This is a genomic window from Variovorax sp. efr-133-TYG-130 (assembly GCF_030208835.1).
GTDB lineage: Bacteria > Pseudomonadota > Gammaproteobacteria > Burkholderiales > Burkholderiaceae_C > Variovorax.
In genome coordinates this window covers 73,145-93,454 of the sequence record NZ_JARVTD010000022.1, presented here as the reverse complement: position 1 = coordinate 93,454, position 20,310 = coordinate 73,145, and the positions used below count along the sequence as shown (strand labels likewise).

Genomic DNA, 20,310 nt, shown 5'->3' with positions numbered 1-20,310 from the left:
CTCCCATGACCTTCGCAGTCCACGGCCTCCCTGTCGCCCGTGGCATTGCCATCGGGCGCGCTGTGCTGGTGGTGTCGAGCCGCATCGACGTGGCCCACTACTTCATCAAGCCCGAAGAGATCGAGACCGAGATCGACCGCGTGCGCACCGCGCGCAACGCGGTGGCCGACGAGCTCACCAAGCTGCAGGCCAACGTGGCCCAGATGGGCCCCAACGACGCGCCGCACGAACTCGCCGCGCTGCTCGAGGTGCACCAGATGCTGCTGCAGGACGAGGCCCTGAGCGGCGGCGTCAAGCACTGGATCAGCGAGCGGCTCTACAACGCCGAATGGGCGCTGACCACGCAGCTGGAAATCATCGCGCGCCAGTTCGACGAGATGGAAGACGCCTACCTGCGCGAGCGCAAGGCCGACCTCGAGCAGGTGGTCGAGCGCCTGCTGCACCGCATGAAGGGCACGGCCGCCGTGCTCGCGCCGAGCCCGCCGCGCCGCAAGCGCGCCGCCGCGCCGGTCGACGACAACGACGAGCACGACGACCCCACCGCGGGCGACGGCATCGACGTGCCGCTGGTGCTGATCGCGCACGACCTGTCGCCGGCCGACATGCTGCAGTTCAAGAAGAGCGTGTTCGCCGGCTTCGTGACCGACGTGGGCGGGCGCACCTCGCACACCGCCATCGTCGCGCGCAGCATGGACATCCCGGCCGTGGTGGGCGCGCGCACCGCGAGCCAGCTGGTGCGCCAGGACGACTGGGTCATCATCGACGGCGATGCCGGCGTGGTCATCGTCGACCCCTCGCCGATCATCCTGGCCGAATACGGCTTCAAGCAGCGCCAGGGCGACCTGGAGCGCGGGCGCCTCGCGCGGCTGCGCCACAAGCCGGCCGTCACGCTCGACGGCCAGCGCGTCGAGCTGCTGGCCAACATCGAGATGCCCGAGGACACCGTGGGCGCCGTCAAGGCCGGCGCGGTGGGCGTCGGGCTGTTCCGCAGCGAATTCCTCTTCATGGGCCGCGAATCTTCGGCCCGCCAGACGCGCCTGCCCGACGAGGAAGAGCAATACCAGGCCTACAAGCGCGCGGTCGAGGGCATGCAGGGCATGCCGGTCACCATCCGCACCATCGACGTGGGCGCCGACAAGCCGCTGGACAGCAAGTCGGCCAACAAGCAGGAGCACCTGAACCCCGCGCTCGGCCTGCGCGCCATACGCTGGAGCCTGGCCGACCCGGCGATGTTCCTCACGCAGCTGCGCGCCATCCTGCGGGCCGCCGCGCACGGCGAGATCCACCTGCTGATTCCCATGCTCGCGCACGCCAGCGAGATCCGCCAGACCATGTCGCTGATCGACTTCGCGCGGGCCGAGCTCGACAACCGCGGCGCGGTGTACGGCCCGGTCAAGCTCGGCGCCATGATCGAGATACCGGCCGCGGCGCTCACGCTGCGCATCTTCCTGAAGCACTTCGACTTCCTGTCGATCGGCACCAACGACCTGATCCAGTACACGCTGGCCATCGACCGCGCCGACGAGTCGGTGGCGCACCTCTACGACCCGGCTCACCCGGCCGTGCTCAAGCTCGTGGCCGACACCATCGCCGAGTGCCGCCGGCAGGGCAAGGGCGTGTCGGTGTGCGGCGAGATGGCAGGCGACGTGGCGTTCACGCGGCTGCTGCTCGGGCTGGGCCTGCGCAGCTTCTCGATGCACCCCTCGCGCATCCTCGCGGTCAAGCAGGAAGTGCTGCGCGCCGACACCGGCAAGCTCGAGGCGTGGGCCAGGGGCGTGCTCGAATCCGACGACCCGGCCGCCGCGCTCGCGGGCTGAGTCTTTTCGTGGCGCGCGGCACCGCGCATTGCCAAGGGACATCGCTCGCATGACTTCGCCTTCGTCCACGCCCGCCGCGCCCGCCGCCCACGCTGCCGACGCGGCGCCTGTCGATCCTCCCGGCCACGGCATGCTGCTCGCCTTCACCGGCGGCTTCGTCGACACGCTCGGCTTCGTCGCGCTGTTCGGCCTCTTCACCGCGCACGTCACCGGCAACTTCGTGCTGATCGGCGCGGCGATGGCGGGCGACGGCCATGCGGATGTGGTCGGCAAGCTGCTGGCGCTGCCGACCTTCGTCATCGGCGTCGCTGCCACGCGCCTGTTCCAGCTGCGGCGCGAACGGCAAGGGCGCGACACCGCCGCGCCGCTGGTCGCCATCCAGCTCGCGGGCCTCGTGGCCTTCATGCTTGCCGGCGTGTGGGCCGGGCCGTTTGCACACGGCGGCGGCATGCAGGCCATCGGCGTCGGGCTGATGGGCGTGCTGGCGATGTCGGTGCAGAACACCGCCGCGCGCAGCGTGTTCTCGCGCCTGACGCCCAGCACCGTGATGACAGGCAACGTCACGCAGCTGGTGATGGACCTGGTCGACATCGCGACGCGCGCGCCCGGCATGGCGGCGGCCGGTGCCCGCCTGCACAAGGCGTGGCCGCCGGTGGCCACGTTCGCCGCCGGCTCGCTGGCGGGCGGGTTGGGCTATGCGCATGCGGGCTTCTGGGCGCTGCTCGCGCCCTGCATCGCGCTCGCGGTGCTGCTGCGGCTGCTGCGAAAGCACTAGCGCCGCAATAAAACGAAACACGCCGAAACTGCGGCGAAAGGACTTGCGGCGGCCCCGCAAGCACGATCAGGCCTTCTCTTCCAACCCCTGAAAGAAAGGCCTGCCAAATGAAGCAATCTCTCTCCCTGACCCAGATCATCGCCGTCGGTTCGTTCGCCATGCTCGCGGCAGCCGGCGCCAAGGCTGAAAGCTACGAGGGCGTGCTGCCCGCCGTGTCGGCCAAGAGCCGCGCCGAAGTCAGCGCCGAAGCCGTGCGCACCGCGTCCGCCCCCGACCAGAACGTGGTGCGCGGCTCGCGCGGTCCCGAGACCGTGGCCGTGTCGACCGAGCGCGCCCGCGTCGTCGCCGAAGCCGTGCGCACCGCGGCGGCGCCCGACCAGAACGTGTCCTCGGGCTCGCGCGTGAACAGCCAGGTCATCTCGACCATGCAGAACCCCGTGGACGCGCGCGCCTCGGCGGCCAACGCCAAGAGCAGCCGCCTGTAATCCCTCCAATCAACGATGCCCCTTTTTCAGGGACACCGTGGAACCGGCTTTGCCGGGCCACGGGTGTCGCCCCCGGTAGGGGGATGGCGGCCACACGAAGTGGGCAAGCCTGGGGGCGAGCAAGGAACAATCATGAAGCACTGGATCAAACGTACTCTCTTCGGTTTTGCCGGCCTCGCGGTGGTGGCCGGCAGCATCGCCGGCTGCGCCGGCCACCGCCACGGCTGGAGCGGCAACAGTGCCGAATTCCGCGCCAAGATGGTCGAACGCGTGGGCAGCAAGCTCGAGCTCGACGCCAACCAGAAACAGAAGCTCACCGTGCTGGCAGAGAAGATGCAGGCGCAGCGTGAAGCCATGCGCGGCGCAGGCGGCTCGGGCGACCCGCGCTCGCAGTTCAAGGCGCTGTTCGCGGGCAACAAGCTCGACCAGGCCGGTGCCGCACGACTCGTCGACGAGAAGACCGCGGCGGTGCGCGCCGGCAGCCCCGAGATCATCGCGGCCGCCGCCGACTTCTACGACAACCTGAACGCCGCGCAGCAGCAGAAGGTGCGCGACTTCATGGAGCGCGGCGGCCGCCGCTGGAACTGAGCATGGGCTCGCCCCCAGTCTTCGCGCACTTCGTGTCGCTTCGCCTTCCCCCTCTCCGGGGGCGATACCTGCGGGCCGGCGAAGCCGGTTCCGCGGTGTCCCGCGAACAGGCCTCTGGCGCCGCGGCCGCGGGTGGCGTGCGTGCGCTGCTGCGCCTCGAGGGCGCGGTGGTGCTTGGCGTGGCGCTTGCCGCGTACGCGCAGTACGGGCTGGGCTGGGGCGTGTTCGCGCTCTGGCTGCTGGCGCCCGACCTCGCGATGCTCGGCTACCTTGCCGGGCCGCGCGTGGGCGCGGCGCTGTACAACGCGACGCACTCATACGTCGGCCCCTCACTTTTGCTCGCGCTCGGCGTGCTCGCGGCCACGCCGTGGGCTGTGGCCGGCGGGTTGATCTGGTTCGCCCACATCGGCTTCGACCGCGCGCTCGGCTACGGGCTCAAGTACGCCGCCGGTTTCGGGCTCACGCATCTCGGCCGCATCGGCCGGGCCGATCCGTGGTGAGCGCCATCGCCGCCCCCGTCATGCGCCCGCGCACCGCGCGCGCATGGATGCTCGCCGAGGCGTTCACGCTCGGTGTCGCGTCGACGGTGCATGCCGGCTACCTCGTGCCGGGCCATGCGCATGCACAGGCGCGCATCGCCGAGGCGGTGATCGCGACGGTGCTGGTGCTGGCTTCGGTCGAGACCTGGCTGCGTCCCGCGCATGCGCGGCGCGCCGCCATCTTCGGCCAGGGCTTCGCGCTGCTGGGCACGCTGGTCGGGCTGGGCACCATCGTGGCCGGCATCGGCCCCGGCTCCACGGGCGACGTGGTCTACCACGCGCTGCTGCTCGCACTTCTGGTGGCGGGCCTGACCTGGGCGGTGCGATGCCGGCGGGTCTGATGGTGAGCGAAGTCATCCGCCACATGCTTGCCAGGAGGCACAATCCCGCCATGCCGCGCATCCTGCTGATCGACGACGACGAACACCTCGCCGCGCCGCTGACCACCTACTTCGCACGCTTCGGCTGCACGCTCGAAAGCGCAGTGCGCCCGAGCGAAGGCCTCGCCAAGCTGCGCGCCGGCCAATACGACGCCGCCATCCTCGACGTCATGCTGCCCGAGATGGACGGCTTCGAGCTGTGCCGCGAGATCCGCAAGGAAAGCGACATCCCCATCGTGATGCTCACCGCGCGCGGCGAAGTGATGGACCGCGTGGTCGGCCTCGAACTGGGCGCCGACGACTACGTGCCCAAGCCCTTCGAGCCGCGCGAGCTGGTGGCGCGCGTGCAGACCATCCTGCGCCGCCAGCGCAGCGCGCCGCCGGCCGCAAGCAGCACGCAGCAGCGCGTGTTCGACGGCCTGTCGATCGACCTCGACCGCCGACAGGTGCTGCGCCACGGCGAGCGCGTGGAGCTCACCGGCACCGAGTTCGAGCTGCTCGCGCTGCTGGCCGGCGAACCCGGCAAGGTCTTCAGCCGCGACGACATCCTCAACCGCCTGCGCGGCCACGAGGCCGAGCTTTACACGCGCGCGGTCGACATCGTGGTGAGCCGCCTGCGCAAGAAGCTGGAGCCGCTGGACTGCATCAAGACGCTGCGCAATGCCGGCTACGCGCTGGCCGTGGCGCGCAGCGAGACTGCATGAGCTTCAACCGCAGGTTCCCCCGCGAGATGCGGCGGCGCATGGAATGCCGCGACGAAGAATGGCGCCAGGAGTGGCACAAGCAGTGGCATGCTCGCTGGAACGAGAAGGTGCAGGGCAAGCGCCGCTGGCGCCGTTCGCTGCGCGTGCGGCTGGTGCTGATGTTCGTGCTGCTGGCCATGGTGATGGCAGTGGTCTTCATGGGCGGCATGAAGCGGGCTTTTTCCACCGGCTGGGCCGAGGCCGCCAGGCCGATGCTGACCGACTACACCGACCGCCTGGTCGCCGACATCGGCACGCCGCCGGACGTGGCGCGCGCGCAGGCGCTGGTGGCGCGCCTTCCCATCACCATCCGCATCGTCGGCCCCACGGTCAACTGGGACTCCAACCCCGGCGGCGCGAACAGCCCCGGCGGCTGGATGCACGACCGCGACGACAGGCCAGGCGGCGACAAGTGGTTCATCCGCTCCACCGCCGATGGGCACCGCGTGATCTTCGGCTGGTCGCCCAAGCTCTGGGAGCTGGCGCCGCGCGTCATCGGCTGGGCCACGCTCGGCGTGCTGCTGTCGTGCGTGCTGCTGGCCTATGCCTACGTGAGCCGGCTGCTGCGGCCGCTGATCGACATCCGAGAAGGTGCGCAGCGCTTCGGGCGCGGCGAGTTCTCGCAGCCCATTCCGGTCCGCCGCAACGACGACCTCGGCGATCTCGCGCAGCGCGTCAACACCATGGCCGACGACATCCAGGCCATGCTCGACGCCAAGCGCGGCCTGCTGCTCGCGCTGAGCCACGAGCTGCGCTCGCCGCTCACCCGTGCCCGCCTCAACGCCGAGCTGCTGCCGGCCACGCCCGAAGGCCAGGCCGAGCGCGAGGCGCTGCTGCGCGACCTGAACGAGATGCGCGACCTCATCAGCGACCTGCTCGAAAGCGAACGGCTGGCGAGCCCGCACGTGGCGCTGCAGCGCGAGCCGGTCGACCTGGCCGTGCTGATCCGCGAGACCGTGGCCGAGATGCCCGGCGCGCAGCAGGTGCACCTGGACCTGGCCGACGGCCTGCCGCCGCATGCCGTCGACCGCATGCGCATCCGCCTGCTGGTGCGCAACCTGCTGGACAACGCGCTGCGCTACAGCAACGACGCGCCGCGCCCGCCCTGCGTGTCGCTGCGCGCGGTGCTCGACGGCAAGCAGCAGGGCGTCGAGATCGAGGTGCGCGACCACGGCCCCGGCGTCGACGATGCACAGCTGGAGCGGCTCACCGAGCCCTTCTACCGCACCGACGGCGCGCGGGCGCGGGCCACCGGCGGCGTCGGCCTGGGCATGTACCTGTGCCGGCTGATCGCCGAGGCGCACGGCGGCGAACTCATGGTGCGCAACGCCTCGCCGGGGCTGCAGATCATCGTGCGGCTGGTGTAGCGCGCGGCCGCGCCCGGCTGTCGCATGCGCTACAGGCGGGGCTACGGAGGGCGCGGGGTGCGCGGCTACGATGCGCCTGCGCGCCCACGCCGGCGCCCGGCCCGTCATTCAAGGAGACACCATGAGCAGCCCCCTCACCAACCACCAGGTCCGCCTTGCCAAGCGCCCCGAAGGCGCCGCCACCCGCGAGAACTGGAAGTTCACCACCGAGCCCGTCGGCGAGCCGGCCGAGGGCGGCGTGCTGGTCAAGACGCTGTCGCTGTCGCTCGACCCGGCCATGCGCGGCTGGCTCAACGACGCCAAGAGCTACATCCCGCCCGTGGCCATCGACGAGGTGATGCGCGCCGGCGGCGTCGGCCGCGTGGTGGCCTCGAAGAACCCGAAGTTCGCCGTCGGCGACACGGTGTACGGCACGCTCGGCGTGCAGGAATACATCCTCATCGCGCAGGACGACCTCAAGCGCAACGGTCTGGTGAAAATCGACCTGAGCGTCGGCAGCATCACCCAGTGGCTCAACGTGCTGGGCATGCCCGGCATGACCGGCTACTTCGGGCTGATGGACGTGGGCCAGCCGAAGCCGGGCGAGACGGTGGTGGTCTCCGGTGCGGCGGGCGCCGTGGGCCAGACCGTGGGCCAGCTGGCCAAGATCAAGGGCTGCCGCGTCGTCGGCATCGCCGGCGGCGCCGCCAAGTGCGACTGGGTGGTCAAGGAGCTGGGCTTCGACGCCTGCATCGACTACAAGGCCGGCGCGGGCGCTGTGCGCGAAGGCCTCAAGGCGCATTGCCCGAAGGGCGTGGACGTCTACTTCGACAACGTCGGCGGCGAGATCCTCGACATGGTGCTGGCGCGGCTCGCGCGCAAGGCCCGCATCATCATCTGCGGCGCCATCAGCCAGTACAACAACGCCAACAGCATGCCCTCGGCCGGGCCGAAGAACTACCTGAGCCTGCTGGTGAACCGCGCGCGCATGGAGGGCATCGTGGTGTTCGACTACGCCGACCGGTATCACATCGCCATCGCCGAGATGGCCGGCTACCTGAAGGACGGCCGCATGAAGAGCAAGGAAGACGTCGTCAAGGGACTGGACACCTTCCCCGAGTCGCTCAACAAGCTCTTTGCGGGCGAGAACTTCGGCAAGCTGGTGCTGCAGGTCGCCGAAGCCTGATCGACTGACTGATCGACGGGCGGGGGACGCTTCAGTCGTTTTCGGGGCGCATGGGAATGTCGCCCATCGCCTCGTCGTCCCGCAGGCCGCGCGCGGCCTTCAGCAGCTCGATCGACAGGCCGTCGCCCCGGCCCGCGAAGCCCTTGGCGATGCCTTCGAGCACCGTCGACAGGCCGGCTTCGCCGTCGTCGCGGGCATCCATGCTGATGTTCAGAACGCGGGCCGCCATCTGGCGGTAGGTGACGGCGCCCGCGGTTTCCAGTGCGGCGACCAGATCGAGGTACAGCGCAAGGTTCATGTCGAACACGAGCTTGGGCGTGATCTCGAAATCACCGTTCTTTTCGTTCATGCGTGGCTCCTTTGTTCCTGAGCCGCCACTCTGCCAGAAAACGCGCGGCGCGCCGTCGGACGCAGGCGCATTCAGCGCGCGCGGGTGCCCATCAGCGCGGCCGAGATGATCAGGATCGCCGCGAGCGCGATGCTCCAGGTCAGCGGCCGGCCGGTCACGGCGAGCAGCAGCGCGGTCGAGGCCAGCGGCGTGATGTAGCTCAGGATGCCGATCTGCCGCGCGTCGCCGCGCTTGAGCGCCATGTCCCACAGGAAGAAGGCCGCGCCCAGCGGGCCGAGGCCGCACAGCACCAGCAGCAGCCAGTCGCGGCCCGACAACACGGCCGGTGTCTCCAGCAGGGCATGGCAGGCCAGCGCCAGCAGGCCCGAGACCAGCCCGAACAGCCCGATGGCGGAAGTGGGGAAGGCCGGCACGCGCTTCGTCCACAGCGAGTAGCTGGCCCAGATCACGGCCGAGGCCAGCGCGGTCAGGAAGCCCCAGTACGTGGTTGCCGGCCCGGAGGCCACGGCCCCCCGCGCCCCGAGGATCGCCGCCGCCGCGCCCGCGAACCCCAGCAGCGCCGCCACCACGTGCACCGGTCGCAGCGACATGCCTGTCAGCAGCACCGGCGCGAGCATCACCATGAGCAGCGGCCACAGGTAGTTGACGAGGTTGGCTTCCACCGGCGGCGCGATCCGCAGCGCCATGAACAGCAGGAAGTGATAGCCGAACAGGCCGTAGATGCCCAGCGCCAGCGTGCGCGGCGGCACCTTCCATGCGCTGCGGTCGCGCAGCACCAGCGGCCAGCTCGGCACGCTGCCGACGATCAGCGCGATACCGGTCGTGAGGAACGGGGGCAGGTGCGACAGCGAGGTGCCCAGCGAGGCGAGCGTCGCCCAGAGCGCAATGGCGAGCAGTGCAAAGAAAGTGGACGGCATGGCCGGCGAGGCTACGCGATGCGAGCGTCGCGCAATGACGGACTGTCGTCGCGCAACGACGGTTTGCGGCGGGATCGGCGGTGAAATCAGCGGCGCAGCGCGGCGGTCAGCGCCGACGGCGAGCGGTAGCCCGTGCGGCGCGCCGTCTCGGCCACGCCCATGCCGCCGAGCCGCAGTTCGCGCGCATGCGCCAGCCGCAGCGAGCGCAGCCAGTGCATCGGGCTCGTGCCCTGTTCTTCGCGGCAGCGCTGCGCGAACTGGCTCGGGCTCAGGCAGGCGACATCGGCCAGGTCGGCCACGCCCAGCGGCTCGTGCCAGCGGGCCCGGGCCCAGTCGGCGAGCAGGGGCCAGTCGATGCGGCGACGGCGCGAGTCCGAAGACGCCGGCCCGGGGCTCCAGGCCTCCAGCAGCAGCGCGGGGCCGTGCAGCAGGGCCAGCGCCGAGGCCTGCGGCTGCCTGATGCATTGCGCCAGGTAGCGCGCCAGCGTGTGCAGTTGTGGCGCGCCGGTCGGTGCGCGCTCGGTGCAGCGCGCCCATGCCGGCTGCGTGGTGTCGAGCACCAGGCACAGGCTGCCGTGCTTGCGCGCGCTGAAGTCGTGCCGCTCGCCCGGGGCGATCACCTGCGCTTGGCCTGCGCCGATGTCGCGGCCCCGGCCCTCCACTTCGATCTCGAGCACGCCGTCCAGGCCGATCAGCACCTGGAAGTGGTCGTGCGCGTGGCTGCCGTGCGAGTGGCCATAGTCGCGCAGGGCGAGTTCATGGCGGGGCTGGTGGGGCGGCTGGGAGGAAGCGGGGGCATGCATGGGCTGCAGCGGATTGTCCGCGCAGCCCCGGCCGTGCCGCAAGCGGGATCGATCAGCCCTCGTCGGCGTCGTCCCGCACGGCCTGTCCGTTGACCCGCACGGCCTCGACCACGCGCCCGTTGCCGGTCGCCAGCGGCTGCGTGCGGCCCTCGGCCCGCACCTTGTCGCCCACTTTCAGGCCCAGGCGCGCCATGCCGTCGGGCTTGGTGTGGACGAAGTCGCCGGTGTCCAGCACCACGCCGTTGGCCTCGCCGTGGCGCGCGTAGTTGAAGCGCACCACCTGGCCGTCGATGCTTGCGGCGGCCTCCGCCTGGCGCGGGGCCTTGCCGTCGACCGACGCCAGCCGTTCGAAGCGGTAGACCGTGTGTTGCGCCTCGCCCTTGGGCGAGGGGCCTTCCTCGATGCCTTCGATCACCAGTGCCTGGCCGGACTTCAGGTCGGCGAACGCGGCCGCGGCGTCTTCGTCGTGGCGCTCGAACACGAACTGCGTGGGCACGCCGTCGGTGTCGATCAGCACGCCTTCGATGCCGCCCTTGGGGCTGTAGATCAGATGCTGGAACCGGCCTTCGACCGACCAGACGTCGAGGGTGTCGTGGGGATGTGGCATGGAATGTCCTTTTTGAGTGTGGTTGTGGAACGGAAAACGCGATCAACCGAGCCGCAGCAGCAGCGCCGATGCTGCGCACACGACCAGGAAGGGAATGCTGATGCGATGGAACTCGCGCAGCCCGTGCGGCACCTTGGCCAGCCGCAGGGCGATGAGGTTGGCCAGCGAGCCCAGCACGCAGCCGAAGCCGCCCACGCTCACGCCCGCCGCCAGCGCGGGCAGGTCGTGCACGTAGCGGTCCAGCAGGATGGTGGCCGGCACGTTGCTGATGAACTGCGAGGTGACGATGGCCGCGAGGTACGCGCGCCAGCCCTCGGCAATCGGCCACTGGCCCACCAGCGAAGCCACCGCCGGCAGTTCGGCGAGCTGTCGCAGGTCGACGAACATCAGCGCGATGATGGCGAGCAGCGCCCAGTCGACGCCCAGCAGCACGCGGCGCTGGAACAGCAGGTAGGCGACGAACACCACCGCCAGGCCCGCCAGCAGCCAGTGCCGGTCGAGCGCGACGACGAAGCCCACGAACAGCACGCCCGACAGCGCCAGCAGCCTCGGCTGCACCGGCGTGGCCTCGGCCGCCGGCTTGAGCGCGATGGCCGTGCGCGGCACCAGCAGCCAAACGGCCACGAACAGCCAGAACAGCATGACCAGCACGGTGGGCGCCATCATCAGCATGAAGCCGCCGAAGCTCTCGCCGGTGCGGTGCCACAGGTACAGGTTCTGCGGATTGCCGATGGGCGTGAGCGCGGAGCCCGCGTTCACCGCCAGCGCCTGCAGCACCACCAGCCGCGCCAGCGGCAGGTGCGCCTGGGTGGCCAGCACGCGGGTGAGCGGCACCAGCAGGAACAGGCTCACGTCGTTGGTGACCAGCGCCGACAGCACGGCCGCCGTGGCGGTCAGCAGCAGCGCCAGCTGGCGCAGGTCGGTGGTGCGTGCCAGCAGCCGCTGGGCGGCCGACTGGAGCATGCCGCTCTTCTCCACGCCCTGCGTGATGGCGAGCAGCCCGGCCAGCGCGCCCACGGTCTGCCAGTCGACCAGCTTGAGCCAGTCCATCGGCGCGCGCGGGCGCAAGAAGGCGAACAGCACCGCCACCGCCACCAGCACCCAGAGCAGGCCGTTGCCGCCGCCTTCGTGGGTTGCGGGCGCGTCGGCGCCGGAAGCGGCGGGCGAGGAGGAAGCGAGGGCGGACACGGTGTCTTTGGTCATGGAGCGGCGATGGTCAGTGCGGAGGCGGCCGGCGCGTTCGCCATCGAACGGCGCCGCTCGCGAGTTTCCGGCATCGCGAGCGCGAACAGCGTCAGCGCAGCAGCCGCGATGCCCGCCAGCATCACGAAGGCCGTGCCGTAGCCGGCCAGGTGCGCGACGGTGCCCGCCACCAGGTTGCTGAGCGCCGCGCCCAGCCCCACGCAGGCCGCGCCGATGCCCAGCGCGAAGTTGAAGTGGCCGCTGCCGCGCGTGAGGTCGCCGATCATCAGGGTCAGCATCACGCCGAAGATGCCCGCGCCGATGCCGTCCAGCACCTGCAGCGAGAGCAGCGCGGCCGGGCTGTCGGCCAGCAGGTACATCAGCCCGCGTACCGGCAGCACCGCGAAGCCGACCAGGAAGATCGGCTTGCGCGGCAGCCGCGGCGCCCAGCGCCCGACCGCCAGGGCGATCGGGATGGTGACCAGCTGCGTGACGATGACCCCGCCCGAAAGCCACAGCGTGGCCGAGGTGCCGGCCTGCGTGCCGACCTTCTGCGCCACGAGCGTGAGCATGGCGGCATTGGCCAGGTGGAACAGGAAGGCGCAGGTCAGCAGCACGATGAAGCGGCGGTCGTACCAGCGTGCGGTGGAGTGCGGCGCGCCGGCCTCGTCGTGATCGGCATCGGCGCCGCGCGCCAGCTTCGGATCGACGTCGCGCTTGCGGATCAGCATGGCCGCCGCGATGGTCGGCAGCGCCATCGCCACCGCGTAGAAGAACATGGCGCGCGGGCCGAACGCGTGGCCCACCCAGCCGGTGCCCAGCGCCCACAGCACCGTGCCCGCCGCCGTGATCGCGGCGTTGCGGCCGACCCGCGCGTCCAGCCCGGCGCGGCCCACCATGCCCAGGCTGACGGCCGCGATGGCGGGCGCCACCAGCGTGCCCGCCGCGCCGATGAGCGACTGCCCCGCCAGGATCACGCCGTAGCCCGGCCAGTGCGCCATGACCACCAGGCATGCCGCGATGAGCGAAATGGCGCCGGCGATCCAGCGCGGCTTGTGGCGCGCGCTGTCGATCAGCGCCCCGGCCGGCGCCTGAACCAGCAGCCCGACCAGCGCCGAGACGAACATCACGGTGCCGATCCGCTGCGGGTCCCAGGCCAGCGTGCCGGCCATGAAGACGATCAGGAACGGGCCGACGCCGCCCTGGATGTCGGGTGCGAAGAAGGCCAGTGCGTCGAGTGCGCGCAGGCTGCGGCGCGAGGGTGCGGCGGTGGTGGTCATGGCGGGCCGGACAGCAAGATCAGGAGGCCGGTACCGGGGCCGGCGGAGCCATCAGCGGCGCGGGCGGCGTGGGGCCCGCGCCCCTCGGACCGCGGGGACCGCCGGGACCGCGCGGTGCGGGTTCCAGGCCCGGCCCGCCAAATACTTCGCGCACCGTGTCCGCGGTCGGGCCGAGGCTGGTGGCTTCCAGCGCCGTGCCCTGCGCGCTGCGCGTACCCCAGCCGCGTGCATGGAGCTGTGCGCCGGGTTGCAGCTGCGCGCCGTACATGGCGCCGATGTGCGGGGGAAAGCGCACCGTGGTCTTGTCGGCGAGCACCACGCCGCGCACGTCGCCGCGGTCGGTGTAGAGCAGGCGTTCGATGCGACCGCCCGCTGACAGCGCGATTAGCGCGCCCGGGTCGCGCGGCGGCGGCGGTGCCATGCCGGGCGCCGGAGGCTGGTCTGTCAGGCTGCGGCCGTTGGCGACGAGGGCCTGCATGCGCACCACCGGCACGTTGGGCGCGCGCCAGCCGCTGACCTGCACCGTGTCGCCGGGCTTGAGCATCTGCATCACCGCCGCCGAGAGGTGCGGCGGAAATGCGACCTGCGTGCCGTCGCTCAGCAGCAGGCCGTCGGCTTCGCCATTGGGGTTGATGAGCCACTGCTGCACGCGGCCGCTGGCGACGGTGCCCGCTTCCGGCGCGGCGGGCGGCATGGGGGCGGTGGCGCCGAGCGGCGGCGGGGGCACCGGGCCGCCGGGCGGCGGCGGCACCTGGGCGAAAGCAGCGCTGCTCGCCAGCAGGCAGGCGGCAGCGAGGAAGGTGATGCGATGTGTCATGGATGGCTCCTTGAAGGGTGGATGCCCAAAGACATCTCACACAACGTGCCAGCCCATGAATCCTTTCAAATCAACAACTTACGAGGATCATGCAGCTTGCCGCCGCATGATCCGGAGACACCGGGTGTCCGGTTTGCGGACACCCGTGGCTCATTCGAGGCCGTACTGCGCCAGTTTTCGATACAGCAGCTGCCGGTGGATGCCCAGCCGGCGTGCCGTTTCGGCGCGATTGCCCTGCGTCTGCGCCAGCGCGTGCGCGATCAGCAGGCGCTCCAGCTTCTCGACGGCGGCGGGGAGTTCGCCCTCGAGCCAGTCGGCAGGCAGCGTGGCGGGTGCTTCGCCGGGAGCCGGGGCTCCGAGCGCGAGGTCCAGGTCCGCGCCGCCGATCACGCGGTGCCGCACCAGCGCATGGCAGCGTTCCATCACGTTGCGCAGCTCCCGCACGTTGCCCGGCCACGGGTGGCTCAGCAGCCGCTGCGCCGCCTCGGCCGACAGCGCCTTGGACACGGCATCGGGTGCGCCTTGCAGCGCGGCGCGGCGCAGGAAGTGCTCCGCCAGCGGAATGATGTCCGCCAGCCGTTCGCGCAGCGGCGGCATGCGGATCGACAGCACGTCGAGCCGGTACAGCAGGTCTTCCCGGAACCGGCCTTCGCGCACGGCGGCGGCCAGGTCGCGGTGGGTGGCCGCGACCACGCGCACGTCGACCTTCACCGTCTTGTGGCTGCCCAGCGGCGTGACCTCGCCCTCCTGCAGGGCGCGCAGGATCTTGGCCTGCACGTCCAGCGCCATGTCGCCGATCTCGTCGAGCAGCAGCACGCCGCCGTCGGCCGCGCGAAAGCACCCGGGCCGCTCGCCGGCGGCGCCCGTGAAGGCGCCGCGCACATGGCCGAAGAGTTCGCTTTCGAGCAGCTCCTTCGGAATGGCCGAGCAGTTGACGGCCACGAACGGCTGGCCGGCGCGGGCCGAATGGCGGTGCAGGGCGCGGGCCACCATTTCCTTGCCGGTGCCCGTTTCGCCGAGCACCAGCACCGGCATCGAATTGGCGGCCGCCAGGCCGATGCGCTTGTGCACCTCGCGCATGGCCTGGCTCGGGCCGATCAGGTCGCTGTCGTCGTCCGCTGCCGCCGCGGCGGACGGCAGGGCCGCCGTTTGCTGCTGCAGCGCGCGTTCCAGCACCTCGCGCACCGCCTCGCGGCTGATGGGCTTGGCCAGGTGGTCGAAGGCGCCCAGGCGCATCGCCTCGATGGTGTTGCCCGCGCTCGAAAAGGCCGTGAGCACGATCACCGGCGGCAGCCGCGCCAGGCGCGCCTGCAGGGCGGCGAGCGTCTGCAGGCCGTCCATGCCGGGCATGCGGTGGTCGAGGAACACGGCGTCGAAGCGTTCGCGCGACGCCGTCTCGATGGCCTCGGCGCCGCTGGCGACCGGGACCGTTTCATGGCCCAGGCCCTGCAGCGTCTCGGCCAGCGTGTCGCGGAAGGCGTCGTCGTCGTCGACGATCAGGAGATGCGCCATGGAAGCTCCAGTTCGAATCGGGCGCCCGGCGTCAGCGGCACGTGGCGCAGATCGCCGCCGTGCGCCAGCGCCACCTCGCGCGCCAGCGCCAGGCCCAGCCCGGTGCCGTCGGCGCGCCCGGTGGCAAAGGGCTCGAACAGGCTGGCCTGCAGCGATTCGGGCACGCCGGGGCCGTCGTCGTCCACGCGGATGGCCAGCGTGCGCGCGTCGGGCTGCAGGGCCGAAAGCACCACGTGGCCGCCGCGCGGCGCATGGCGCACCGCGTTGTCGAGCAGGTTGTCGACCGCGCGCGCCAGGTGCACCGGGTCGAAGGTGGCGCTGGTGGGATGGTCGTGATGCAGCGTGACCTGCACGCCGGCGGCATCGGCCTTGGGCGCCACGGCGGCCACGCGCTCGTCGAGCCAGCGGTGCAGCACCACTTCCACCGGCGCCAGCGCCACCGGCTGCACCAGCGCCAGCAGGCTCTGCACCAGGCCGTCGAGCCGGTCGATCTGGCCGACGATGGCCTGCAGCGCGGCGCCCTGCCGCTCGGGCGTGGCGGCCAGGGCGTTCTCGGCCTTCAGCCGCATGGTGGCGATGGGGTTGCGGATCTCGTGGGCGATGCCGCCCGTCATGCGGCCCAGCGCGGCCAGGCGCTGGTCGCGGCTGCGCTGCTGGGCGGCCGCGCGCAGGTGCGTGCGGGCCTCCTCGAAGCGCAGCCGGTAGTGGTTGAAGCCGTCGACGATGCGGTCGAGCTCGCGCACGCCGGTGCGGGGGAGTTCGGGCACGGCGGCGCCGTCGGCGTCGGCCTGGGCCAGCCGGCTTTCCAGGCGCTGCACATGGCGCAGCCCGCGCAGCAGGATGAAGCCCAGCCACAGGCCCGAGGCCAGCACCAGCACCAGCAACACGCCCAGGCCGGTGCGCAGGCTGTCCTGCGCGGCCAGCGCGCCGCCGCTGGTGCGGGTCATGGTCCAGGCCGCCAGGTCATTGCGCGGGGTCGCCAGCGGGCAGGCCGAGACGATCAGCGCCTCGCGGCTGCCGCGCACCACGTCGGTCTGCGGCTGCTGCGTGCGCGCCGCGAGCTGCGCCAGCTCGGCGATCAGCGGCTGCTCGGCCGCGGGCACGTCGCGCTTGACGCCGCTGCCTTCGTAGGTGGGGTAGGCGTAGGCCAGGTGGCCGCCGCCGGCCTGCCATACGCCGCCCTCGACATGCGGCGCCTCTATCAGCACCAGCTGCAGCAGCACCTGCAGCAGGTCGACCTGCGGCTGGGCGGTCGGGGGGGCGGTGGCCGAGCGGGCATAGCGCGCCGCGATGGACCGGCACGACTGCTCGGTGGCGGTGCGCCCCGCCGCCACCTGCGCGCCCGCGCTGCTGCGGTACAGCGTGAGCATGACCACCGCCAGCGTGGCGCACATGCCGAACAACAGCACCCAGAAAAAGAGCAACTGACCGCGTAGAGATTTCATCTGCCGCAATCGTGCCCTGTTTTCAGGGCGGCGACGCGTCAGCCGTGATCGCGTTCACGCAATTCGCGCTTCAGTACCTTGCCGATCGCGCTGCGCGGCAGTTCGTCGATGAAGCTCAGCCGCGCCAGCCGCTGGGTCTTGCCGAGCTGGTCGTTGGTCCATTGCAGCAGCGCGGCCTCGGTGGTGGCGTCGCCCTCGCGGCGCACCACGAAGGCCACCGGGGTCTCGCCCCACTGCTGCGACGGCACGCCGACCACGGCCGCGTCGGCCACCGCCGCATGGCCGCGCAGCACCGCCTCGAGGTCGCTCGGATAGATGTTGAAGCCGCCGCTGATGATCATGTCCTTCTTGCGGTCGAACAGCGTGAGGAAGCCCTCGGCGTCGAAGCGGCCCACGTCGCCGGTGCGGATGAAGCGCTTGCCCGCGGCGTCGAACCACTCGGCCTCGCGCGTCTTCTCGGGCTGGCGGTGGTAGCCGGTCATCATGCCGGCCGAATGGCCCACCACCTCGCCGGCCACCTCGGTGTTGCCGCGCGGCAGTTCGTTGCCCTGCTCGTCGATCAGGCGGATGTCGCTGCCCTCGGCGGGCCGGCCCACGGTGTGCAGCTTGGCCGGGTTCAGGTGCGCTTCCAGGATGCAGGTGCCGCCGCCTTCGGTCATGCCGTAGAACTCGACCAGCCCGCCGGGCCAGCGCTTGAGCACGTCGGCCTTGAGCGCGGCGCTGAAGGGCGCACTGGTGCTGAACTTGTGGCGGAAGGCGGACAGGTCGTGCTCGTCGAAGCGCGGGTGCGCCATCAGCCGCTGGTACTGCACCGGCACGAGCATGGTGTGCGTCACGCGACGCTGCGAGGCCAGCTGCAGGTAGCCGAGCGCGTCGAACTTGGGCATCAGCACCACGCAGCCGCCGAAGGCGATGGTGGGGAAGAACACCACCAGCGTGGTGTTGGAGTAGAGCGGCGTCGACAGCAGGGTGACGGTGTCGGGGCTGTACTCGTACTTGGCGCCGCGCTGCACATGGGCCCAGCGCATGCCGTGGCCCTGCACGATGCCCTTGGGCTCGCCGGTGGTGCCCGACGAATAGATGATGTTGAACGCCCACGCGGGCTGCGCCTCCACGGGCGCGGGCTGCGTGCCCGCCGGCGCGAGCCAGCCTTCGAAGCCGCGGCCCACGGCGGAGCCGTCGAGCGCGACGCGGGCGATGCCGCCTTCCCTGGCGGGGCCGATCACCTCGGCGGCCGATGCGTCGCTGAACAGGATGCGCGCCTCGGCGTCCTCGATCATGCGGGCCAGGCTCGCCGGCGTGGAGCCGGGCGCCAGCGGTGCCACCGCCACGCCCGCGCGCAGCGCGCCCAGGAACACCGCCGCATAGTTGACCGACGAAGACGCGCATATCGCGATGGCGTCGCCGGGCTCGAGGCCGTCGCGCTGCAGGCTGGCCGCGATGCGGTCCATCAGCGCGTCCAGCGCGCGGTAGTCCAGCGTGTGCTGGGCGTCGGCCAGCGCGGCGTTCCCGGGCGTGTGTTGCGCATGGAGACGGACCAGGTCGGCGATGGCGCCGAAGTTGCGTTCCATCGCGGCTTGAACGGCAGGGTGCGTTTGCAAAGTCATTCCTTCTTCTTGACCAACCAAAGGGCAGGATAGCGAAATGTTCACGCTTTCGGCCAGCGCCTTGGCGACCTCGAGCCTGCAGGGCGCAGCCGTCAGCCAGCGATCAGGATGGGCGGTCCACGATGCCCTCGTCACCATCAGCAAACAGGGAGCTTCTCGTGCACATCATCTGGACGATCCTGATCGGTTTCATCGCGGGGCTGATCGCCCGCGCGGTCCTGCCGGGCAACAACTCGATGGGGTTCATCCTCACGGTCATCCTGGGCATCGCCGGTTCGCTGGTGGCGACCTATGCAGGACAGGCCCTGGGGCTGTACGCTGCGGGCGCGGGCGCCGGCTTCATCGCCTCGGTGATCGGCGCGGCCCTGCTGCTCGGGGTCTGGCATCTCGTGACCCGCTGACAAGGAGTTCCACATGGGTCTACTCGACATCCTCCAGCAGGCCATCGGCGGCAACAGCAGCCCCGAGGCCCACCTCGACCAGGTCACGCAGCACGCTTCCACCGGCGAGGTCGGCGCGGGGCTCGCGGCGGCCATGCGCTCCGACCAGACGCCGCCATTCGGCGACATGGTCGGGCAGCTGTTCGGCCAGTCGTCGCCGCAGCAGCAGGCCGGCGTGCTCAACCAGATCCTGGCCACGCTCGGGCCGGCGGCCGCGTCGGCGCTGGCGGGCGGCGTGCTCGGCCGCATGCTGCAGCCGGGACAGACGCAGGTCACGCCCGACCAGGCCTCGCAGCTGTCACCCGCGCAGGTGACCGAAATCGCCGCGCATGCCGAGCAGCAGCACGCGGGCATCATCGACGAGGTGAGCCAGTTCTATGCGCAGCACTCGGGGCTGATCAAGACCCTGGGCGGCGCGGCGATTGCCATCGCGCTGGCGAAGATGAAAGAGAACGCCACGCGCGGCTGAGGGCCGCGCGGGCTGCCGGCTCACGCCTGGTGAGTCACGGCCTGCTGGGCCGCATGCGCCTGCTGGTCGGCGTGGTAGCTCGACCGCACCATCGCGCCCACGGCGGCGTGGCTGAAGCCCATCTTGTAGGCCTCTTCCTCGAACATCTTGAAGGTGTCGGGGTGCACGTAGCGGCGCACCGGCAGGTGCGAGCCCGACGGCGACAGGTACTGGCCGATGGTCAGCATGTCGATGTCGTGGGCGCGCATGTCGCGCATGACCTGCAGGATTTCCTCGTCGGTCTCGCCCAGGCCGACCATGATGCCGCTCTTGGTCGGCACGCTGGGGTGCAGCGCCTTGAACTTCTTCAGCAGGTTCAGGCTGAACTGGTAGTCGCTGCCGGGGCGCGCTTCCTTGTAGAGGCGCGGCGCGGTTTCCAGGTTGTGGTTCATCACGTCCGGCGGCGCGGCCTTGAGGATTTCCAGCGCGCGGTCGTCGCGGCCGCGGAAGTCGGGCACCAGGATCTCGATCTGCGTCATCGGCGAGAGTTCGCGGATGTTGCTGATGCAGTCGACGAAGTGCTGGCTGCCGCCGTCGCGCAGGTCGTCGCGGTCGACGCTGGTGATCACCACGTACTTCAGGCGCAGCTTGGCGATGGTCTTGGCAAGGTTGAGCGGCTCGTCCTTGTCGAGCGGGTCGGGCCGGCCGTGGCCCACGTCGCAGAACGGGCAGCGGCGCGTGCACTTGTCGCCCATGATCATGAAGGTGGCGGTGCCGTTGCCGAAGCATTCGCCGATGTTCGGGCACGAGGCTTCTTCGCACACCGTATGCAGGTTGCTTTCGCGCAGGATCTGCTTGATCTCGTAGAAGCGCGTGGTCGGGCTGCCGGCCTTGACGCGGATCCAGTCGGGCTTCTTGAGCACCTCGCCGCCCTGCACCACCTTGACGGGGATGCGCGAGAGCTTGGCCGCCGCTTTCTGCTTGGCCAGGGGGTTGTAGTTTTCGGCGCTTTGCGCGTCGCGGACGACTTCTGTGGTGCTCATT

General features: G+C 71.0%; 22 protein-coding genes. 11 read left to right on the top strand and 11 right to left on the bottom strand.

Annotated features, from left to right (window positions below; genetic code table 11):
- Positions 1–5 precede the first annotated feature (5 nt).
- From ptsP to QRN67_RS19395, 9 genes are all read left to right on the top strand, one after another.
- Positions 6–1,817 (top strand): phosphoenolpyruvate--protein phosphotransferase, encoded by a 1,812-nt coding sequence (gene ptsP, locus QRN67_RS19435; RefSeq protein ID WP_081266135.1) that lies wholly within the window; start codon positions 6–8, stop codon positions 1,815–1,817.
- Positions 1,818–1,866: 49 nt separating this feature from the next.
- Positions 1,867–2,592 carry a YoaK family protein gene (locus QRN67_RS19430; RefSeq protein ID WP_285413174.1) on the top strand — a complete coding sequence of 242 codons (726 nt, stop codon included), beginning with the start codon at positions 1,867–1,869 and terminating at the stop codon, positions 2,590–2,592.
- A gap of 107 nt (positions 2,593–2,699) precedes the next feature.
- Positions 2,700–3,077, top strand: coding sequence for a DUF4148 domain-containing protein (locus QRN67_RS19425; protein ID WP_285413172.1), 378 nt, complete (start codon positions 2,700–2,702; stop codon positions 3,075–3,077).
- Positions 3,078–3,209: 132 nt separating this feature from the next.
- Complete coding sequence (locus QRN67_RS19420) at positions 3,210–3,665, top strand: Spy/CpxP family protein refolding chaperone (RefSeq protein WP_205367666.1); 456 nt, start codon at positions 3,210–3,212, stop codon at positions 3,663–3,665.
- Between the two features lie 95 nt (positions 3,666–3,760).
- Positions 3,761–4,165: a DUF4260 domain-containing protein gene (locus tag QRN67_RS19415; RefSeq protein WP_285413170.1), complete on the top strand. Its 405-nt coding sequence runs from the start codon at positions 3,761–3,763 to the stop codon at positions 4,163–4,165.
- Positions 4,162–4,545: a hypothetical protein gene (locus QRN67_RS19410; RefSeq protein ID WP_285413169.1), complete on the top strand. Its 384-nt coding sequence runs from the start codon at positions 4,162–4,164 to the stop codon at positions 4,543–4,545. Before QRN67_RS19415 ends, QRN67_RS19410 begins: the two co-directional genes overlap by 4 nt.
- A gap of 50 nt (positions 4,546–4,595) precedes the next feature.
- Positions 4,596–5,288, top strand: coding sequence for a response regulator transcription factor (locus QRN67_RS19405; RefSeq protein WP_172839771.1), 693 nt, complete (start codon positions 4,596–4,598; stop codon positions 5,286–5,288).
- A gap of 26 nt (positions 5,289–5,314) precedes the next feature.
- Positions 5,315–6,694, top strand: a complete 1,380-nt coding sequence (locus QRN67_RS19400) for a HAMP domain-containing sensor histidine kinase (protein ID WP_205367927.1) — start codon at positions 5,315–5,317, stop codon at positions 6,692–6,694.
- Positions 6,695–6,815: 121 nt separating this feature from the next.
- Complete coding sequence (locus tag QRN67_RS19395) at positions 6,816–7,859, top strand: NADP-dependent oxidoreductase (RefSeq protein ID WP_081266142.1); 1,044 nt, start codon at positions 6,816–6,818, stop codon at positions 7,857–7,859.
- A 31-nt stretch (positions 7,860–7,890) separates the two neighbouring features.
- On the opposite strand, the gene QRN67_RS19390 is transcribed toward QRN67_RS19395, so the two are convergent.
- From QRN67_RS19390 to QRN67_RS19345, 10 genes are all read right to left on the bottom strand, one after another.
- Positions 7,891–8,208: a hypothetical protein gene (locus tag QRN67_RS19390; RefSeq protein WP_081266143.1), complete on the bottom strand. Its 318-nt coding sequence runs from the start codon at positions 8,206–8,208 to the stop codon at positions 7,891–7,893.
- A 71-nt stretch (positions 8,209–8,279) separates the two neighbouring features.
- Positions 8,280–9,125: a DMT family transporter gene (locus tag QRN67_RS19385; protein ID WP_285413168.1), complete on the bottom strand. Its 846-nt coding sequence runs from the start codon at positions 9,123–9,125 to the stop codon at positions 8,280–8,282.
- Between the two features lie 86 nt (positions 9,126–9,211).
- Entirely contained in the window at positions 9,212–9,928 is a 717-nt protein-coding gene (locus QRN67_RS19380; RefSeq protein ID WP_285413167.1) for an AraC family transcriptional regulator, read from the bottom strand.
- A gap of 52 nt (positions 9,929–9,980) precedes the next feature.
- A complete protein-coding gene (locus QRN67_RS19375; RefSeq protein WP_285413166.1) occupies positions 9,981–10,535 on the bottom strand; it encodes a hypothetical protein in 555 nt (184 codons plus the stop codon).
- Between the two features lie 42 nt (positions 10,536–10,577).
- Positions 10,578–11,738, bottom strand: a complete 1,161-nt coding sequence (locus QRN67_RS19370) for an SLC13 family permease (RefSeq protein ID WP_285413165.1) — start codon at positions 11,736–11,738, stop codon at positions 10,578–10,580.
- On the bottom strand, positions 11,735–12,997 hold the full coding sequence (locus QRN67_RS19365; protein WP_285413164.1) for an MFS transporter: 1,263 nt from the start codon (positions 12,995–12,997) through the stop codon (positions 11,735–11,737). The genes QRN67_RS19370 and QRN67_RS19365 overlap by 4 nt, the downstream gene beginning before the upstream one ends.
- 19 nt (positions 12,998–13,016) lie before the next feature.
- Entirely contained in the window at positions 13,017–13,814 is a 798-nt protein-coding gene (locus QRN67_RS19360; protein WP_285413163.1) for a hypothetical protein, read from the bottom strand.
- 150 nt (positions 13,815–13,964) lie between these two features.
- Positions 13,965–15,326: a sigma-54-dependent transcriptional regulator gene (locus QRN67_RS19355; RefSeq protein WP_285413162.1), complete on the bottom strand. Its 1,362-nt coding sequence runs from the start codon at positions 15,324–15,326 to the stop codon at positions 13,965–13,967.
- A complete protein-coding gene (locus QRN67_RS19350) occupies positions 15,311–16,771 on the bottom strand; it encodes a sensor histidine kinase (RefSeq protein WP_285413161.1) in 1,461 nt (486 codons plus the stop codon). Before QRN67_RS19350 ends, QRN67_RS19355 begins: the two co-directional genes overlap by 16 nt.
- Before the next feature lie 38 nt (positions 16,772–16,809).
- Positions 16,810–18,342: a class I adenylate-forming enzyme family protein gene (locus tag QRN67_RS19345; RefSeq protein WP_285413189.1), complete on the bottom strand. Its 1,533-nt coding sequence runs from the start codon at positions 18,340–18,342 to the stop codon at positions 16,810–16,812.
- A 194-nt stretch (positions 18,343–18,536) separates the two neighbouring features.
- Between QRN67_RS19345 and QRN67_RS19340 the strand changes: the two genes are divergently transcribed.
- Both QRN67_RS19340 and QRN67_RS19335 read left to right on the top strand, forming a co-directional pair.
- Positions 18,537–18,779, top strand: a complete 243-nt coding sequence (locus tag QRN67_RS19340) for a GlsB/YeaQ/YmgE family stress response membrane protein (protein WP_081266107.1) — start codon at positions 18,537–18,539, stop codon at positions 18,777–18,779.
- Between the two features lie 13 nt (positions 18,780–18,792).
- On the top strand, positions 18,793–19,287 hold the full coding sequence (locus QRN67_RS19335; protein WP_285413160.1) for a hypothetical protein: 495 nt from the start codon (positions 18,793–18,795) through the stop codon (positions 19,285–19,287).
- Between the two features lie 20 nt (positions 19,288–19,307).
- Here the strand turns inward: QRN67_RS19335 and lipA are convergent, their stop codons facing one another.
- Positions 19,308–20,309 carry a lipoyl synthase gene (lipA, locus tag QRN67_RS19330; protein ID WP_285413159.1) on the bottom strand — a complete coding sequence of 334 codons (1,002 nt, stop codon included), beginning with the start codon at positions 20,307–20,309 and terminating at the stop codon, positions 19,308–19,310.
- Between the last annotated feature and the right edge of the window lies 1 nt (position 20,310).

Bases quoted from the DNA above. Each gene is read 5' to 3' on its own strand.
- QRN67_RS19375 (WP_285413166.1), bottom strand. From the start codon at position 10,535: ATGCCACATCCCCACGACACCCTCGACGTCTGGTCGGTCGAAGGCCGG.
- QRN67_RS19430 (WP_285413174.1), top strand. From the start codon at position 1,867: ATGACTTCGCCTTCGTCCACGCCCGCCGCGCCCGCCGCCCACGCTGCC.
- QRN67_RS19350 (WP_285413161.1), bottom strand. From the start codon at position 16,771: ATGAAATCTCTACGCGGTCAGTTGCTCTTTTTCTGGGTGCTGTTGTTC.
- QRN67_RS19365 (WP_285413164.1), bottom strand. From the start codon at position 12,997: ATGACCACCACCGCCGCACCCTCGCGCCGCAGCCTGCGCGCACTCGAC.
- QRN67_RS19370 (WP_285413165.1), bottom strand. From the start codon at position 11,738: ATGACCAAAGACACCGTGTCCGCCCTCGCTTCCTCCTCGCCCGCCGCT.
- QRN67_RS19405 (WP_172839771.1), top strand. From the start codon at position 4,596: ATGCCGCGCATCCTGCTGATCGACGACGACGAACACCTCGCCGCGCCG.
- QRN67_RS19400 (WP_205367927.1), top strand. From the start codon at position 5,315: ATGCGGCGGCGCATGGAATGCCGCGACGAAGAATGGCGCCAGGAGTGG.
- QRN67_RS19345 (WP_285413189.1), bottom strand. From the start codon at position 18,342: ATGGAACGCAACTTCGGCGCCATCGCCGACCTGGTCCGTCTCCATGCG.
- ptsP (WP_081266135.1), top strand. From the start codon at position 6: ATGACCTTCGCAGTCCACGGCCTCCCTGTCGCCCGTGGCATTGCCATC.
- lipA (WP_285413159.1), bottom strand. From the start codon at position 20,309: ATGAGCACCACAGAAGTCGTCCGCGACGCGCAAAGCGCCGAAAACTAC.
- QRN67_RS19380 (WP_285413167.1), bottom strand. From the start codon at position 9,928: ATGCATGCCCCCGCTTCCTCCCAGCCGCCCCACCAGCCCCGCCATGAA.
- QRN67_RS19395 (WP_081266142.1), top strand. From the start codon at position 6,816: ATGAGCAGCCCCCTCACCAACCACCAGGTCCGCCTTGCCAAGCGCCCC.
- QRN67_RS19420 (WP_205367666.1), top strand. From the start codon at position 3,210: ATGAAGCACTGGATCAAACGTACTCTCTTCGGTTTTGCCGGCCTCGCG.
- QRN67_RS19390 (WP_081266143.1), bottom strand. From the start codon at position 8,208: ATGAACGAAAAGAACGGTGATTTCGAGATCACGCCCAAGCTCGTGTTC.
- QRN67_RS19355 (WP_285413162.1), bottom strand. From the start codon at position 15,326: ATGGCGCATCTCCTGATCGTCGACGACGACGACGCCTTCCGCGACACG.
- QRN67_RS19385 (WP_285413168.1), bottom strand. From the start codon at position 9,125: ATGCCGTCCACTTTCTTTGCACTGCTCGCCATTGCGCTCTGGGCGACG.
- QRN67_RS19425 (WP_285413172.1), top strand. From the start codon at position 2,700: ATGAAGCAATCTCTCTCCCTGACCCAGATCATCGCCGTCGGTTCGTTC.
- QRN67_RS19335 (WP_285413160.1), top strand. From the start codon at position 18,793: ATGGGTCTACTCGACATCCTCCAGCAGGCCATCGGCGGCAACAGCAGC.
- QRN67_RS19360 (WP_285413163.1), bottom strand. From the start codon at position 13,814: ATGACACATCGCATCACCTTCCTCGCTGCCGCCTGCCTGCTGGCGAGC.